The organism is Paraburkholderia sp. BL27I4N3 (assembly GCF_003386115.1).
In the GTDB taxonomy this organism is placed as follows: Bacteria; Pseudomonadota; Gammaproteobacteria; order Burkholderiales; family Burkholderiaceae; genus Paraburkholderia.
The window spans coordinates 741,854-756,493 of sequence record NZ_QREJ01000001.1 but is presented as its reverse complement, the minus strand read 5'-3'; the positions used below and the strand labels follow the sequence as shown (position 1 = coordinate 756,493).

Below are 14,640 nucleotides of genomic sequence, written 5' to 3'. Positions count from 1 at the left end.
GCCTTGAGACACCGGACAGGGTGGCGAAGTTAGCGCCCTGAGGCGAACGGCTGACGGGCGACGCTGGCTCCGAGGGGCATCTCATGATGCTTTGGAACGTGTCTGAAGGCTTCGCCCAGGATAAGGCGGGGCTCAACTTCACCAAGGGGCATTCACAACAACAAGAGATGTACGCTAGAGAGAATGCTCAAACGTTGGAACGTCCAGCAAAGTGCGAACAAAGACAGCGTGGCGTTACGCCTGAAATTGAACGAATTGCTTGCTTCTCACCGTTCAGCCAACAATCAGCTCATCGGCATCGAAGACGCGTCGGAAGAGGAGCTCCGAAGACTTGCTGCTGCTTACCTTCGCCTCGCCACTGACAGGCCGGAAGTCGGTACGCGTATCGCGAGGAGCGCCGAGAGTGATGCGAAAGACGACGTCGAACGCTGCCTATCCGAGGTGCAGTCCGAAGCGAACCGATAGCGCGACTACGAGAACGCGCACCGGGAATCTGATAGGCATGCAAACGGACAGCGGGAAACGACAGTGGCCGCCAGAGCCTGCATTGATAGATGAGCGGGCAAGGCAGACCCTCGGCACGAGTTTATTGCCGCCCTTGGTCATGACTTAAGGAACCCGATGTCAGGCAGTCAATGCCACGGCCGAGGTGCTCGTGCGACAGCAGCCTTGGTGTTGGGCGACCACGAGAAAGGCGTGGTGACATAAAGATGGGCCGACGATTGCCCGCAATCGCGTACATGATTGCATGCTCGCACCGGACGAGGCCGGCACCGTTCTCGAGCTGCGCACACGACGCTTCCAGCGGTGCCCAGGCAAGCTGCATTTGCGACAACTCTAGGCTGCTCTCCGGGATATGTGCAATCAGACCATGCCGCCCAGTTTGCCGCCAGCGCGGTTTGCCAGTATGAGATGCAATTTTTCGAGAGACAGGGGCTTGGTGAGATGGTAGTCGAATCCCGCAGCGAGGGCTCGCGACTTATCGGACTCCGCCGCATATCCGGTGAGGGCCACCATCACAACGTCAGCAAGTCGCTCGTCCGCCCGTATTGTGCGCGCGACCTCGAAACCATCCATCTCAGGCATGCCGACGTCAATGATGGCGACCTCTGGGTGCGTCTCCTCGACGAGTCGCACTGCATCCCGCCCGTTATCGCATGTTGTGATTTGGTGTCCTTCCAGCTCCAGCAGAATACCCAAGGTCTGAAGGGCATCCGGATTGTCGTCAACGAGCAGAAGGCGGACAGGTCCCAGACCTGAAAATTCTGTCAAATCGGTTGAGGCAAAGCTGTCTGTCTGCGGGCGAAGTATCGGTAGACGCAGTGTGACGACTGTTCCTCTGTTCGCCCCCTCGCTGCGAATCGAGATGGTCCCTTCGTGAAGCTCAACCATGCGCTTGGCCACCGCGAGGCCGATACCCAAACCGCCTTCTGCCCTGGCGTTGGCGCGAGCAGACTGAGCAAATAACTCAAAGACGTGCGGCTGAACGGAAGTGTCGATACCAATGCCATTGTCGACAATTTCGATAACGACCACGTTCCGGCCTAAGGACGTTTCAATGTCACTCGGGACTGTTATCGTTAGTTCGATTGTGCCGCCGACCGGCGTGTATTTGGCAGCGTTTGACAGCAGATTACCGAGCACCTGACTCAACCGGACGTGGTCGGCGCGAACCGGCACTGGAACCTCAAGGCCAATCACCTTGAGCGAATGTCGTCGCGACTCGATGTGATGCTTCACGGCGGTCACCGCGTCGAACGCAATCTCATTGAGCGACGTATCGCTGTGCTTCATGGCGAGCTTCCCGTGTTTTACGCGCGCGGCGTCCAGTAGGTCGTCGACAAGCGTTCGCAGGTGCCGCATTTGACGCTGCGCAATGGTCAGCACTTCGACAGCCCTTTCATTGTCGGCGCATAGGGTCTTCGCGGCGACGATTGCGCTATCGATAGGCGCCATAGGATTTCTGAGCTCATGTCCGAGCATTGCTATGAACTCGCCATGCCGACGGTCGTTGTCCGCCCCCGTGTCGCGGGCATCCATGACGGTCAGTGCGGCGCCGGCGGAAACCGAAAGATTCGAAAGCAGCCGAACGTCTTCAAAGTCGAATTGGCGCTCAGGGATGTGAGACATCACCCATATGGCACCAGCAAACCCGGACTCGGTCGGAATCGGGACTACAAGGCCTTCGGTAATTTCCACGCCCGGGAAGTGCAGGCTGGGGAAGTTTGCCTGCGGACGGACAAACAGCTGGGGTCCGCCTAGGTCTAGCGTTAGCCCACACGGACATTCGCGCCAGGCGGTCGCCTTACCTTGCAATCCAACGCACAACCCGGCGACCGCCAGCCATCGAAACTCCCTACCAAGGTCCGTTTCTTCGATAAGACTGATTCCGGAACTGCCTGCATTGCATAGCAGTAGCGCAGCGTCGGCAATTTCCTGCAGCAGCCGAGCCCGCGACCCGGTTTGCGCGCGAGCCAACCGGAGCAGGACAGCATTCTCTGCCACAAGGTCGGCCGCTCTTGGCGGACGCGTGCCGAGCACCTCCGTCTGAGTGCGCCCGCGATTGCTTTCCATGTTGTCCGGTCGGGTTAAGGAGGGTTGGGCCTGATGGGCAGGCTCTCTTCAGCTGTTCATGGGACCGGCTATTTCGGCCTTTGGAACCGGTCGGCCAGGAGTGATATTTGCGAAGACCGGCGAATCGCAGCGTATGCGATTGTCGAGCGAACTTCGTTGGATGCCAGCGCGCAGATACAAGTTCCTCTCGCTCCGACGTTACCGCTTGCTGGCAAGCCCAGGAAGTCGTTCTTACCCGGATTGCTGGTTCAAAAAGGTCACCATCTTGGCCGCCGCGCTGACATTTCCCAAACACCACGACTCAGAAACATTGCCCAAAGCCGGTTCGTGCTGACAATTCGCTCGACCGAATGCCCGGGTTTGTATCTTACGCTGACCTCGGCCGGCTTCGCCTGCCGGCGGCTCGAAAGAGCGCTACCTTCAGGTCCGCATATGCTTTACTGATGCCGCGACGCGAAGTCATCAACGACCAGCTGGAGGTCTGCCTCGCTCGGCTTGGTTCCCCAGCTTTTACGACCTGCGACGCTCGCAATTGCAAACCACGAGTGCGGGGGAAACCATTCCGCCTGCACCTTTTTTCCGTCGAGAATCCGAAGGCGTCCAGTGTGCGAATCGAACTCCGCCTTTATCGTTCGTCCCTCCATGGTGGCGGCTGCCAGAATGCAGTTGTTTTTGAGCATAGTGCCTCCTCGTGCGAGCTCCCTAATCGCATGCAGAGACCGTGCCTGACTGAACAAATGCGCGTGCGCAGAGCATTTGCTCCAGCTGCGCTGAGGACTTGCCGTCGTTCGCACGGCATTGTGCCGTTTTAGCACCGCTGTAGTGCTGGAGAGCGCAATCGGGAGAGCGACGCGTCTTAACATGCTTGTCGCCCGCCAGTTTCCGTCAGGCGAGTGTGTTCAATGTGAACCTCAAAATTGCGGCCCTGGCGTCCGGCGAAGACCTGCTTGCGGGGTCTGCCACATTTGCGATGGCCAGCAGCTTTGACAACCACCGATTGCCGACGCGGCGTTCGAGCGCTGCTGCCATGCACGGCGCTATAAAGCCGCTGCAGGACACGGGGCGCCCTGGTCGGGGGACGACGAGCGACCACTGCTCCGCCAGGGATGCTTCCGCTATCTCTTAAGACGGCGACCGGTAGAAATTCCGGGTCGCCTATCCATGTAGGGGTCCGGACGCTGATGAGCACGCAGACGTCGGGCAATCGGGGCATTGGTCAAGCGGATAGCGCCGAGTCTCGCACTGCCAAGCCGTTCTGGCTATTGATGGCAACTGGCTTGCCGCGGCGGACACATGGCGACGCCGGACCGGCGGCCCATCCGACCTCCGGGGCATGCCTGTTGCGGTACACGGAGAGGGCTCCCTGGTGTTCATAGCATGTCTACCGTTCTTCTCGTCGATGACGACTCCGATAACCGCTGGGCTCTGCAGTTGGCTCTCGAAGGCAACGGCCACCGTGTCGTGCTGGCAAGAAATGGCTTGGATGCACTGAAGAAACTTGCGCGTGGGATTCCCAGGTTGATTATCACCGACTGGGAGATGCCCGAAATGGACGGTGCAGAGCTATGCAGGCACGTCAGATGTAACCCTGCGCTGGCGCACCTGCCAATCATTCTGTTGTCAGCCATGCCCGAACCCGGGCACGGGCCCCCTTGCTGGTCTGCGGTTTTTCGTAAGCCGGCAGACCTGAGTGTCCTCATGCAAACGGTTGATGCCCTCGCTGCTGAGCGCCTGGTTGGGGCGGTCGCCCCTCTCGCGCCTGAGAGCCCAATGGCCTCGAGGTGGCAAGCCGTTAATCCGCGATGCTGGCCCTAGCGAAGCGCTGCCGGGGTCGCTGAAGTCGCTCAGCGGGAGACGGTCGGGCGATTTCCGCCTTAGTCAGACGCGCGTCGTCGATTCGTCAAGATTCACGACACCTGTTTCTGATGTCAGCTGGACGGCTACAACGATATCGGCAGCGCGCGGCTTGACGCCACGAACGCGGGCCTCGGCGCCAGCGCTGACATCTTTCGCGACCTGTCTGGACAGATGGGGCGGGAAATCACCTGTCTGTTAATGCCGAGAATGAGCCGGTCTAATTCTCCGTGCGGATTTAGTAGAAACTGGAGAACGGCGTCGCGCGTCTCCTGCAGGCATTCCGGCTCATCCAATGCATGGCGTCGCCGATTAAAGAAAAATCAGGTAAAGCGACGTCGTGCGGCCTGCGCGACGACGTCGCCTGACACGTCGAACTCATTCTGACGTTATTCGAACGCTCCGTTTCTCTCATACGTCTGGGCAGCCGAAGACGTTCGGTTTGGGTGGAAGACAGGAGTTCGTAGACCTGACGACGTAGGATGCCACCTTTTCAACGATGGGCTCCACAGGGCTAGTCGACAGCGCAACCAGTTAGGGACGGGCTGACAGTAAGCGCCGCGCAGACTGCCGGAGGCATTTTGCCGCAACGCAGAAAAATTCATGGTATGCGGGTGCGGCCAGACTCCGAGACATGACACCGCATATTGACGAAGCTCGAACCGGCAATGCGGCGCACAGCGGGAACGCCCCATGCGCACATGCATGGCGTAGTGACCTTCCCCTAGTGCAGCGCGACGCTGCGCTTCCGCCAGAGCGTCCAGCTCTGAGACCCGGGCGCCCATCAGGGTGCGGCATCTAGCGTCGCTAGTGTGCAGCTGTCCGGAATGTCTGACGAGCCAGAGTACCCGTCGCATCGTATGGCAGCGAAGCCTGCCACCTCGTCGCCGGGTATGCGGCCTTCTATGGAGAAGTGACATGTTTATGCACAACAAGCGCCTTCAATACACCGTCCGTGTCAGCGCCCCGAATCCCGGACTGGCCAACCTGCTGCTGGAACAATTTGGCGGTCCTCAAGGAGAACTGGGTGCGGCCTGCAGATATTTCACCCAGGCGGTCGGAGAAGACGACCCGGGGCGAAAAGATTTGTTGTTCGACATCGCCACCGAAGAACTGAGTCACCTCGAAATTATTGGGTCCATCGTGGCGATGTTGAACAAGAGCGCGAAGGGACAGCTTGCTGAGGCCGTGGAAGCCGAGGCCGAGCTTTACCGTTCGATGACAGGTGGCGGCAATGACTCACACACCACAGCGTTGCTATATGGCGGCGGCCCGGCGCTTACCAACTCGGCCGGCGTTCCATGGAGCGCGGCTTATGTTGACACTATCGGTGACCCGACGGCAGACCTGCGTTCAAACATTGCGGCAGAGGCGCGCGCGAAGATTGTCTACGAACGCCTGATGAACGTGACCGACGACCCCGGCATCTCTGAGGCACTTGGTTTCCTGATGACGCGAGAGATTGCGCATCAGAAATCTTTCGAGAAAGCGTTGCATTCAATTCAACCAAATTTCCCGCAAGGCAAGCTTCCCGGTGTACCGGAATATACGAGCGTGTATTACAACATGTCGCAAGGAGACGATGCGCCACGAGGCCCCTGGAACGAAGGCCCTAACTGGGAATTTGTTGAGTCGCCGGAACCGGCCGTCGATGGTGGCGACGGGCTCGCCTCGGTGAATATCTCCGGCGCGGATGCGAAAGTATTGACGGCGATGGCTGAGCGGACAGCGTCAGACACGACCCTGGACCCGACCACCGGTGCAGACCTCGGTTCGGGGCAATCTGCGGCAGAGTCCGAAAAGTGAGGTAGCCCCCCTGATTAAGGTCTGCGCCCGCGGGAGCACGAACATCGCTCGCGGGCCTTCGATGTGTTTAGGTCATCTGGTACGCACTGCACATTCACTGGCGAAACATGCAGAAGTCAGGCTTCGTCTTGGAACGCGTGTTGCGCTCCGGAGGGTACTAATTTGAAGGAGACGACCATGACAACTCTTGACCGCAAAACCCAAGCGCAGACGGGCAGCACCGGCGCGAACATTGTCGGCAGTGGCGTCGGCGATGGGCCCGGACCAGACGTGATGGCCTCAGCGACTCTGGATGACACCAAGGTGATTTCGTCTGACGGAGAACACGTTGGCAAGGTATCAGACATCATGCTTGACGTGCGTAGCGGCCGCATCGCGTACGCCGTTCTTGCCGAGGGTGCTATGTCCTCGAACGATAGGCCATGCTTTCGAAGTGCTGGGTAAGCGCACCAGAAGCCGTCTCGGGTGAGGCATTGGATTGGCTACCGTGCATCGCGAAGGTCCGATGGTTTCCAAAAATTAGGTAATAACCCTCAGTGGTTGAGCATTTTCTCAACCATCACAGAAATATGTCGATTTACCGAGATGCGACGGTTTATTAGTCTTCGGGTATTGGTTCAGGTCACTTCCGTCGTGACCATGCGCCGAGACACCAAGGAGACACCCATGAAAAGCACAAATGCCGTTTTGAGCGCGGCGCATCCTACACCTCCGACAAGCGCTCATGAAACATCTCAATCCACGAGATACCGTTGGGTCATCCTTGTGGTTGCTTTTGCGGCGTGGGTAATCAGCTTTCTGGACAGATTGGCGTGGAGTAATGTCGGCCTGGATGTGAGCAAGGACCTCGGGTCTCCGCTTTCTCAACTTGGCATCTTCGTCACGGCCTTTTATTGCGGCTACGTCGTCTCCAACTTTTTCATGGGCTTCGTGACAGACCGCATCGGCGCCCGGGCGACGCTGACTTTTGCGCTCATCCCTCTTGGTGTGGCTACATTTCTGTTTGGCAACGTCACTACAGTGTTTGCAGGACTCGTACTGCAGTGCGCTATGGGGCTAGCCGCCGGTGCCGATTACGCCGCGTGCATCAAGCTCCTCGCAAGCTGGTTCGACACGAATCGCCGGGGACTCGCATTAGGGATTCTCACGACCGGCCCCTCCGTGGGTATCGCAGTCTCGAACGCCGTATATCCGTGGTTCCTATCGACCCACGCGTGGCACGATTTGTACTACCTGCTGGGCGGCATAACGGTCTTCATCGGGATTGCCTGCTTCTTGTTCCTTCGCAATGCCCCGGAAGGGTCAGCGGCACCGTCGAAGTCCCAAAAGCCGAGCGTACGGGCGCTGCTTAAAAACCGTGACTTGCGACTTCTCGCGCTTGCCGGGTTTGGCGCGAACTGGGCGACGTGGGGCTTCGCATTCTGGTCGAATGCCCTGATGATTAAGGGGCACCATATGAGCGTTGCCGACGCAGGACGAATCTCGATGCTTTTCGGTATTGGGGCGGTTTGCGCGAAACCTCTTGTTGGCTGGATTACCGACCGGATGGGTGGCAAGCGTCGACCAGCAATCATCATTTCGCTTGCAGCCTTTGCCATCCTGTTTCTCGTATTTGGCCAACTCAACGGCAAAACGGCATTCCTGTTAATCGCACCATTCCTCGGGGCTGCCGCGTTCGTCTACGCGCCACTAATGGCAGCGATGGCGGCCGAGCTGGTCGGGCCCGCCGCGACCGGTTCAGCGGTCGGCGCTATGAATGCCTTCTGGCAACTCGGCAGTGTCATTGCGCCGACGGTCGCTGGCCTCGTATTCGCCCGCACGAACTCTTTCATCGCAACCCTCGCCACGCTCGCCGTCGGGCCAGCTATCGGCGCAATTTGCATGATGCGAGCCCGCGAAGCGACTGACAGCGTCAAGGTCTGATGCATCCAGGGTGCCCGGAAGCTAATAAAGCATAACGACGCACCTTGGGCACGTTATCGAAGAGTTTCCCCGGTCACGAAACCTGAAGCGCGCCTCTGCCCAACAGGAAAGCGGTCAGCGATGCGTGCATCCGATGAATCAAGCTTACTAGATAAGTAGTACTACATTAAATTTCACAAAAGAACCAGGAAGAGACATTATGAAAACCAGACGACTCCGGGCAGCCGTGTTGGCCTCCGCGACGTTAATATCGGTGCCGGCTCTTGCACAGAGCAGCGTGACCCTCTTTGGCATCGTAGACGCTGGCCTGTCGTATCAGAACAGCCAGACGACGTTGGGGTCGACAAGCAACGGACACTCCGCAGTGAAAACGACCTCCGGGGTGTGGGCCGGCAGCCGTTTCGGGTTCAAAGGTGCAGAAGACCTTGGCGGAGGTACAAAGGCAATCTTCTGGCTCGAGAACGGTTTTTCCTCGAATACCGGCGCGCAGATGTTCGGGGGCCTGTTCGGCCGGCAGGCATACGTTGGCTTGACCAACGACCAATACGGTTCGTTCACCGCGGGCCGGCAATACTCCTCTTACTATCTTCTCCTGCTGCCATACGCACCGACCCGGTGGCTCACGGGCGCCGTTGGGGCACATCCGGGCGATATTGACGGCCTGGATACAACTTATCGCATCAACAACGCACTGCAGTACACGTCCCCGAAGCTCTACGGCTTCACGCTGAGCGGCACGTACGCTCTGGGCGGCGTAGCAGGCGCGTTCAATCAGGGTTCAACGTGGAGTGCCGCCTTGCAGTACGCCACGGGACCTGTCGGAGTTGCCGCTGGCGTACTGCGTATCAACAACTCGACACTGGGTGGTGGTGCATGGGGAGCCGACTCGACGACCAATTCCGGTGGACTGCCAGGTGTCTCCGCGATTAACAATGGGTATCAGACCGCAGCCGCTCAGCAGCGGGTTGCCGTGACAGCAGGCTACGAACTGACGACAACTCTCGGCGTATCTGCCTCCTACGCGAACGTTCAATTCATTCCGGGCACCGGCTCGAAATTCAAATCGACCGCTATTTTCAACGTTGTCGGTGCAGTGATTCACTGGCTGCCGACACCTGCGTTGCAACTCGGTGCCGGTTATAGCTACACCCGGGCAACAGAGGCGAACGGAATTACCGACCCGGCCCAGTATCACCAGATTACCCTTGCAGAATCCTACAGCCTGAGCAAGCGTACATCTGTCTATGCCCTACAAGGCTACACTCATGCACATGGCAAGACCCTCGGTACGGCCGGCGCTTCTAGCATCATCAATGCAACCGCTACGGTAGGCGACGGCTACAATGCGACCCCATCGTCGACGAACGGGCAATTTGTATTCTCAGCAGGTCTTATCACCCGCTTCTGACCGAATAGCCTCTTGCCGGTGAAGCCCGTAGTCGGACCGCTCCTTGTCCGGCTATGGGCTTTTTGCCTGATATGATTTTGACTCAACTTCCGAAAACAGAGACATGGGCGACAATCAGCCTCCAGCGAAAGGACAGGGTTCGCACGACGCATTTGACGACCTGACACGGCTCAAGCTTCGACACCTGACCTGCCTGCTCGAAATTTCGCGGACCGGGAGTGTACGCAAGACGGCGGAACTTCTCTTCGTGACCGATTCGGCCGTCTCGAAGACACTGAAGGAGCTCGAAGACGAGCTGAATATCAAGCTTTTCGAGCGCTCGAAAAGCGGTATGTCGCCTACTGAAGCTGGGAAGCGCTTCATCACCTACGCCGCCAACGCGGTCGAGATGCTAAAGAGCGGTGTCAACTCCGCTCGAGGCAATCTGTCGGGCGGTAGCGTGAAGTTACGCGTCGGCTCGATGCCCATTCCCTCGGCAGTTCTCCTGCCCCTCGTCATCAACGAACTGGTCGCACAGAAGGCCGATGTCTCAGTCGAGGTTGTAGCCGGCTCGAAAGAGACCCTGCTCGACCGCTTGCGCAAAGGGGCCGTCGATGTCGTGCTTGGACGCCTGCCGCCGGTTGAGGACATGACGGGGCTATCTTTTGAACAGCTGTTCCTCGACCAGTACATTTTTGTGACCCGGCAAGGCCATCCTCTGGCAGACAAGGATGTTGTATCGCTTTCCGACCTGTCGAGATTTACGCTTGTTATGCCGCCGCGGGAGACCGTGACCTATAAAGAAATTGACCGCCTCTTCGTCTCGCGAGGCGAAGTCATCAACTCGAAGCGGGTAGAGACCATCTACCTGACCTTAAGTCGGAACCTTCTTGACTCAACGGATGCCGTCTGGGCGGCTTCATACCGCCTGCTGGCGGATGACATTACATCCGGTGCGTTGCACCGCTTGCCAATCGATACCACGATGCTCGAATCGCCGATTGGCATCATCAGTCGTCCTGGAGACGACCTGACCGCGTCGCAGCGGGTACTGCTGTCGATTATCCGGAAGCATGCTGCCGCACTGCGGACCCGCTAGTCTGCCGCGGCATCTGCGTACGCTCGAAGTAACGTCGATTTCCGGACAATCCCTACAAAGTGCGGCTTCAGTCCGTCATCCACAACCGGTAATCGCTCCCCTGGGAAGGCGAGAAAGGCCTCGAGCGCAGCGTCATAAGTGTCGTTGCCATGGAGGGTGATGACTTCGTCGGATAAAAGGTCGCCGACATTAAGACTTGCGTTTCCAGTCTCTGTCGCGAGCGACCGTGCGACGGTGCGCAGAGCGATGACGCCCAGGAAGTCGCCATCCCGTGAAACGACATAAAGATAGCGAACAGGGTGGCGCTCGAAGACGCATAGCGCTTCGGCTAGTGACGTGTCTGTGTGAACGACGGTGGCAGGTTTTTCGACGAGGTCCCGTACAGTTCCAGCCGCTAGGCGTTTTCGCATTCCCTCTTTCAGGTTGCGTCGCACAGTTACGCCGTACATCACTGGGCCGCCGATGGCGTTAGCGACGGCGGAGGCGACGACTGCCGAAACAATGAGTGGTAGCACCGACTGGTAGCTTCCCGTCATCTCAAACATCATCACGACTGCCATGAGGGGGGCCTGCGTCGCCGCGGCAAGGATGGCTCCCATGCCGGCGATGGCGTATGCAGTCGGTTCGGCAGAAGTGCTGAACGGCAACAGGCTTATGCTCTCGCCGAACAGACATCCGAGCACCGCCCCAACAAAGAGGGTAGGAGTGAACACACCACCGACCGCGCCAGAGCCAGCGGAAATCACTGTCGCAGCAACTTTGGCCACGAGCACAACCAGCAGCACACGCCACGGCCAGGGCTGATGCAGAATCGAACTGACCACGCTGTATCCATTCCCCCAAACCTCGGGACAGACCAGCGAAATGACGCCAACAACAGCGCCGCCGAGCGCGAGCTGCAACGGAAGAGGTGCGCGCAGGCGACTAAAGCTGGATTTTCCTTTTTGCACGGCAGTCAGGAATACCGGCGCGCTTAGTCCGCACACGATGCCGAGCGCCGCGAAGAGAACCAGTTCTGCAGCCGAAGTGCTGGGATAGTCCGGCATCGCGTAGGTTGGGTGATAACCGCCCAACGCGCGCATCGTCATGTTGGACGCGACGGCGGCAATGAGCACGGGGCCGAACCGGGCCATCGCAATAGAACCCAGCACCAGTTCCGAGACAAACAGGGCACCGGCCACAGGCGCGTTATAGGCCGCGGTAATCCCTGCAGCCGCTCCACAAGCTACCGTCAAACGGGCATTCGCCACCGTCATTCGTAAAATCTTCCCGACCAGCGATGCGCACAGTGCCGCGAGCTGAACCATTGGTCCTTCACGGCCAATGGAGCTTCCGGAAGCAATGGACGCCAGAGATGACGCGGTTGTAAGAATGGTCTGTGCGACTCCAATATTTCCGGCGCCGACGGTAACGGCGTCCATGTAGTCCTCGTCACGACCCGGCCGTCGATGTCGGTGCGCGAACACCAGCATTGCGCCTGCAATCACCCCGCCGATAGCCGGCACAGCTATGCGCCAGTACCAGGGCAACGCGCGAGCGACGTCGACGAGGTCGGTAGTGGCGGCCGTCCCGCCAATCTGCGCGTCGATTGCTTCAATGGCCAGGCGGAACAAGGCGGTGGCCAACGCACCAGTTATGCCGACGACGACAGACAGTACGAACGTTCGGTAAAAACCGAAATCAGGTACGCGTTGACGACTCGCGCGTCTCGCTAGATTCCATGCCTCAGATAAGCGCACTCACATCACCGCCGAGCCAACGCTTCCACCGCCGCAGACGAAGAGGTTCTGTCCCGTGATAAAGCCTGACTCATCAGCCAGAAAGAATTTCACCGCGTGGGCGACGTCTTCGGGAGTGCCGATTCGACCAACCGGAATGGCGCCCAGCACCTTTTCCGTTTGGGGTGCGCCTGGGGGATGATTCTGACGGAAAAGAGCAGTTTCGATAGGCCCAGGGCTGACCATGTTCACGGTGATGCCCTGATGCGCAAGTTCGAGCGCCAGACTTCGGGACATGCCCAGCAGGCCGGCTTTGACCATTCCGTAGACCATGCGCCCCGGACGTCCGAGCATCATTCGGCTGCCGATGCTCACGATGCGCCCCCGGCCATTTTGTGCCATCGCTGGAGCGAAAGCCTGGATGCACTGAGCTGCGGCCCGCAGGTGAATGTCGACCATGGCCTGCATCCGGTCGAAGGACAACGACTGCAATTCAGTGACGTAGGTAAAACCAGCATTGTTGACGAGGTTATCGACGCGGTATTCACGATTGATGCGCCCCAGCACTTCCGCCGTTGCTTCTCTATCGGTCAGGTCAGCTGCGAAAAAGTGAGCATCGTCGTTCTTCTCTGTCTCTTCCAGCGATACATTGATGACCCTATGACCCTGCGCTGCGAGCGATGCAATGACAGCGGAGCCAATTGCTCCACTGCCGCCGGTCACGACCGTGACGGGTTTGGTACCTTCCATGATTGTCTCCTGATGTGTTACAGCAACGGCTTTGATTGTTCCAATTTCCCAGACAAGTGGCACACGCTAATGGGCCGCCCCAATCGGGCGGATTTATATGCCGCTTCGACGACGTCCATCGTCGCCTGAAGGTCAGATAGCGACGCCAGAGGACGCTCGCCGGCCTGGTATCGGCGCAATGTGTCGACGGCGTAAGCCGCGAAGTAATCCTTGAACCGCCAGTTTGTGGGGACGTGCTCAAACTTCGGCTCGAGAAGACGGGTTACACAAAGCCCTGTTTCGTCATTCAGCGCCAGAAAGGAACGATGCTGGGCTTCGAAACCAAATTCCATATAGGAGTCGGCATCAGCGGGATGGGTGTATCCGGTTTCGATTACGCCAACCGAACCGTCCTGCATCCGCAGGACCATCGTCGCCGTGTCTTCAACTGGCAGACCCAACGCTGAATTTGACGTGCTCGCTTCCACTTCGACGACAGCGGAGCCGGTAATGCTGAGGAGGAAGTCAATAGCGTGATGCGCGAGATTCATCATGCATCCGCCGCCGGCTGCAACCGGGTCGACTAGCCACGGTGACGAGTCAAGAAATCGCAGCGGAGAACCTGCGATGATGCGAAATCGAACTCTTTCGAATCCGGAGGATGGCAAGGGGGTTACCGTCTCGAGCGACGAGCGCATTGAGCTCAGCCGGTAGTGGAACGGCACCGATACGAATGCGTTCGCTTGCCCGGCGGTTTCCGCGACGCCTTGAACATCCTTGCTGGAAGTGCCGCACGGCTTTTCGATAGAAAAAGGGATGCCTCTTTCCAGAAGACTGAACGCAATCGCCGGCATCTTCGAGTGCTGGCCAAAAGCGAAAACGAAATCAGGCTTCACTTCATCGACCATCACCCGGTAGTCAGTCCAGCTTCGACAGCCCCAGTCAGAAGCGATTGACTGGCCGATGACGTCGATGCTGTCCGCCACGCTGACAATCTCGACGCCGGCTGCCTCCAGCCCTGGCCGGTACATTTCGTAATGCCAGTGGCTCGGCTCAATGAGTGCGATGCGCAAGGTGTTGCTCCCAATGTCTCCTCGTTCCGGCTTCTACCGGTATCGAGTATTCACTGGTTAGCATAGGGTTCGAAATGCTCAACGTAAATCGACAAAAGGCACTCAAACTTGAGATAACGCTCAAGGATGCACGATTGCAGCAAGTGCGAAATGACCTTCTTCCGGACCGGCGGTCCGAAGATGATGAAAATGATGGGGAGCGACGAAGATGGGCATCACGGGGTTGCTGGCAATCACGGCCTTTTGCCGAGCCACCAATCTGGCGATGGCCGTTCCCACCGCGCCAATACCTTGAAATGAGACCGCCTAGTGGAATCGCTGGTGACAGTAAAGATATTCGCGTCGTTAAGACGCCAGGAGCGAAATAGACGCTGTTGCCGATAGCTCTTGCATGAGCACTTCAAGATTCGCCGTTGTGCTTTACCGCGTCTGTGCCAACTTCGACGAATCCAGAACCCAGCGCACACGAAAGGATAC

The 14,640-nt window shown here is 58.4% G+C and carries 10 protein-coding genes and 2 pseudogenes; 7 read left to right on the top strand and 5 right to left on the bottom strand.

What is annotated here, in order from left to right; translation table 11 throughout:
• Positions 1-213 precede the first annotated feature (213 nt).
• Positions 214-465, top strand: a pseudogene (locus B0G71_RS03535) (low affinity iron permease family protein); the annotation flags it as partial.
• 399 nt (positions 466-864) lie between these two features.
• On the opposite strand, the gene B0G71_RS03530 reads toward B0G71_RS03535, so the two are convergent.
• Positions 865-2,574 (bottom strand): ATP-binding protein, encoded by a 1,710-nt coding sequence (locus B0G71_RS03530; RefSeq protein WP_116139776.1) that lies wholly within the window; start codon positions 2,572-2,574, stop codon positions 865-867.
• A 437-nt stretch (positions 2,575-3,011) separates the two neighbouring features.
• Positions 3,012-3,254 carry a hypothetical protein gene (locus B0G71_RS03525; RefSeq protein ID WP_258875478.1) on the bottom strand — a complete coding sequence of 81 codons (243 nt, stop codon included), beginning with the start codon at positions 3,252-3,254 and terminating at the stop codon, positions 3,012-3,014.
• 613 nt (positions 3,255-3,867) lie between these two features.
• Here B0G71_RS03525 and B0G71_RS03515 point away from each other — a divergent pair.
• From B0G71_RS03515 to B0G71_RS03485, 6 genes and pseudogenes are all read left to right on the top strand, one after another.
• Positions 3,868-4,389: a response regulator gene (locus B0G71_RS03515; protein ID WP_309546249.1), complete on the top strand. Its 522-nt coding sequence runs from the start codon at positions 3,868-3,870 to the stop codon at positions 4,387-4,389.
• 957 nt (positions 4,390-5,346) lie between these two features.
• On the top strand, positions 5,347-6,234 hold the full coding sequence (locus tag B0G71_RS03505) for a manganese catalase family protein (protein ID WP_116139770.1): 888 nt from the start codon (positions 5,347-5,349) through the stop codon (positions 6,232-6,234).
• A 177-nt stretch (positions 6,235-6,411) separates the two neighbouring features.
• Positions 6,412-6,633, top strand: a pseudogene (locus B0G71_RS03500) (PRC-barrel domain-containing protein); the annotation flags it as partial.
• 267 nt (positions 6,634-6,900) lie between these two features.
• Positions 6,901-8,157: an MFS transporter gene (locus tag B0G71_RS03495; RefSeq protein WP_181916705.1), complete on the top strand. Its 1,257-nt coding sequence runs from the start codon at positions 6,901-6,903 to the stop codon at positions 8,155-8,157.
• 199 nt (positions 8,158-8,356) lie between these two features.
• Positions 8,357-9,565 carry a porin gene (locus B0G71_RS03490; protein WP_116139766.1) on the top strand — a complete coding sequence of 403 codons (1,209 nt, stop codon included), beginning with the start codon at positions 8,357-8,359 and terminating at the stop codon, positions 9,563-9,565.
• 103 nt (positions 9,566-9,668) lie between these two features.
• Positions 9,669-10,643 (top strand): LysR substrate-binding domain-containing protein, encoded by a 975-nt coding sequence (locus B0G71_RS03485; RefSeq protein ID WP_116139764.1) that lies wholly within the window; start codon positions 9,669-9,671, stop codon positions 10,641-10,643.
• Here the strand turns inward: B0G71_RS03485 and B0G71_RS03480 are convergent.
• The 3 genes from B0G71_RS03480 to B0G71_RS03470 are packed head-to-tail and all read right to left on the bottom strand — an operon-like array spanning position 10,640 to position 14,163.
• The gene (locus tag B0G71_RS03480) at positions 10,640-12,382 is read right to left on the bottom strand and encodes a ClcB-like voltage-gated chloride channel protein (protein WP_116139762.1); all 1,743 of its coding nucleotides are present in this window, start codon (positions 12,380-12,382) and stop codon (positions 10,640-10,642) included. The genes B0G71_RS03485 and B0G71_RS03480 overlap by 4 nt on opposite strands.
• Positions 12,383-13,111: an SDR family oxidoreductase gene (locus B0G71_RS03475; protein ID WP_116139760.1), complete on the bottom strand. Its 729-nt coding sequence runs from the start codon at positions 13,109-13,111 to the stop codon at positions 12,383-12,385.
• Between the two features lie 17 nt (positions 13,112-13,128).
• The gene (locus B0G71_RS03470) at positions 13,129-14,163 is read right to left on the bottom strand and encodes a Gfo/Idh/MocA family protein (protein WP_116139758.1); all 1,035 of its coding nucleotides are present in this window, start codon (positions 14,161-14,163) and stop codon (positions 13,129-13,131) included.
• Positions 14,164-14,640 lie beyond the last annotated feature (477 nt).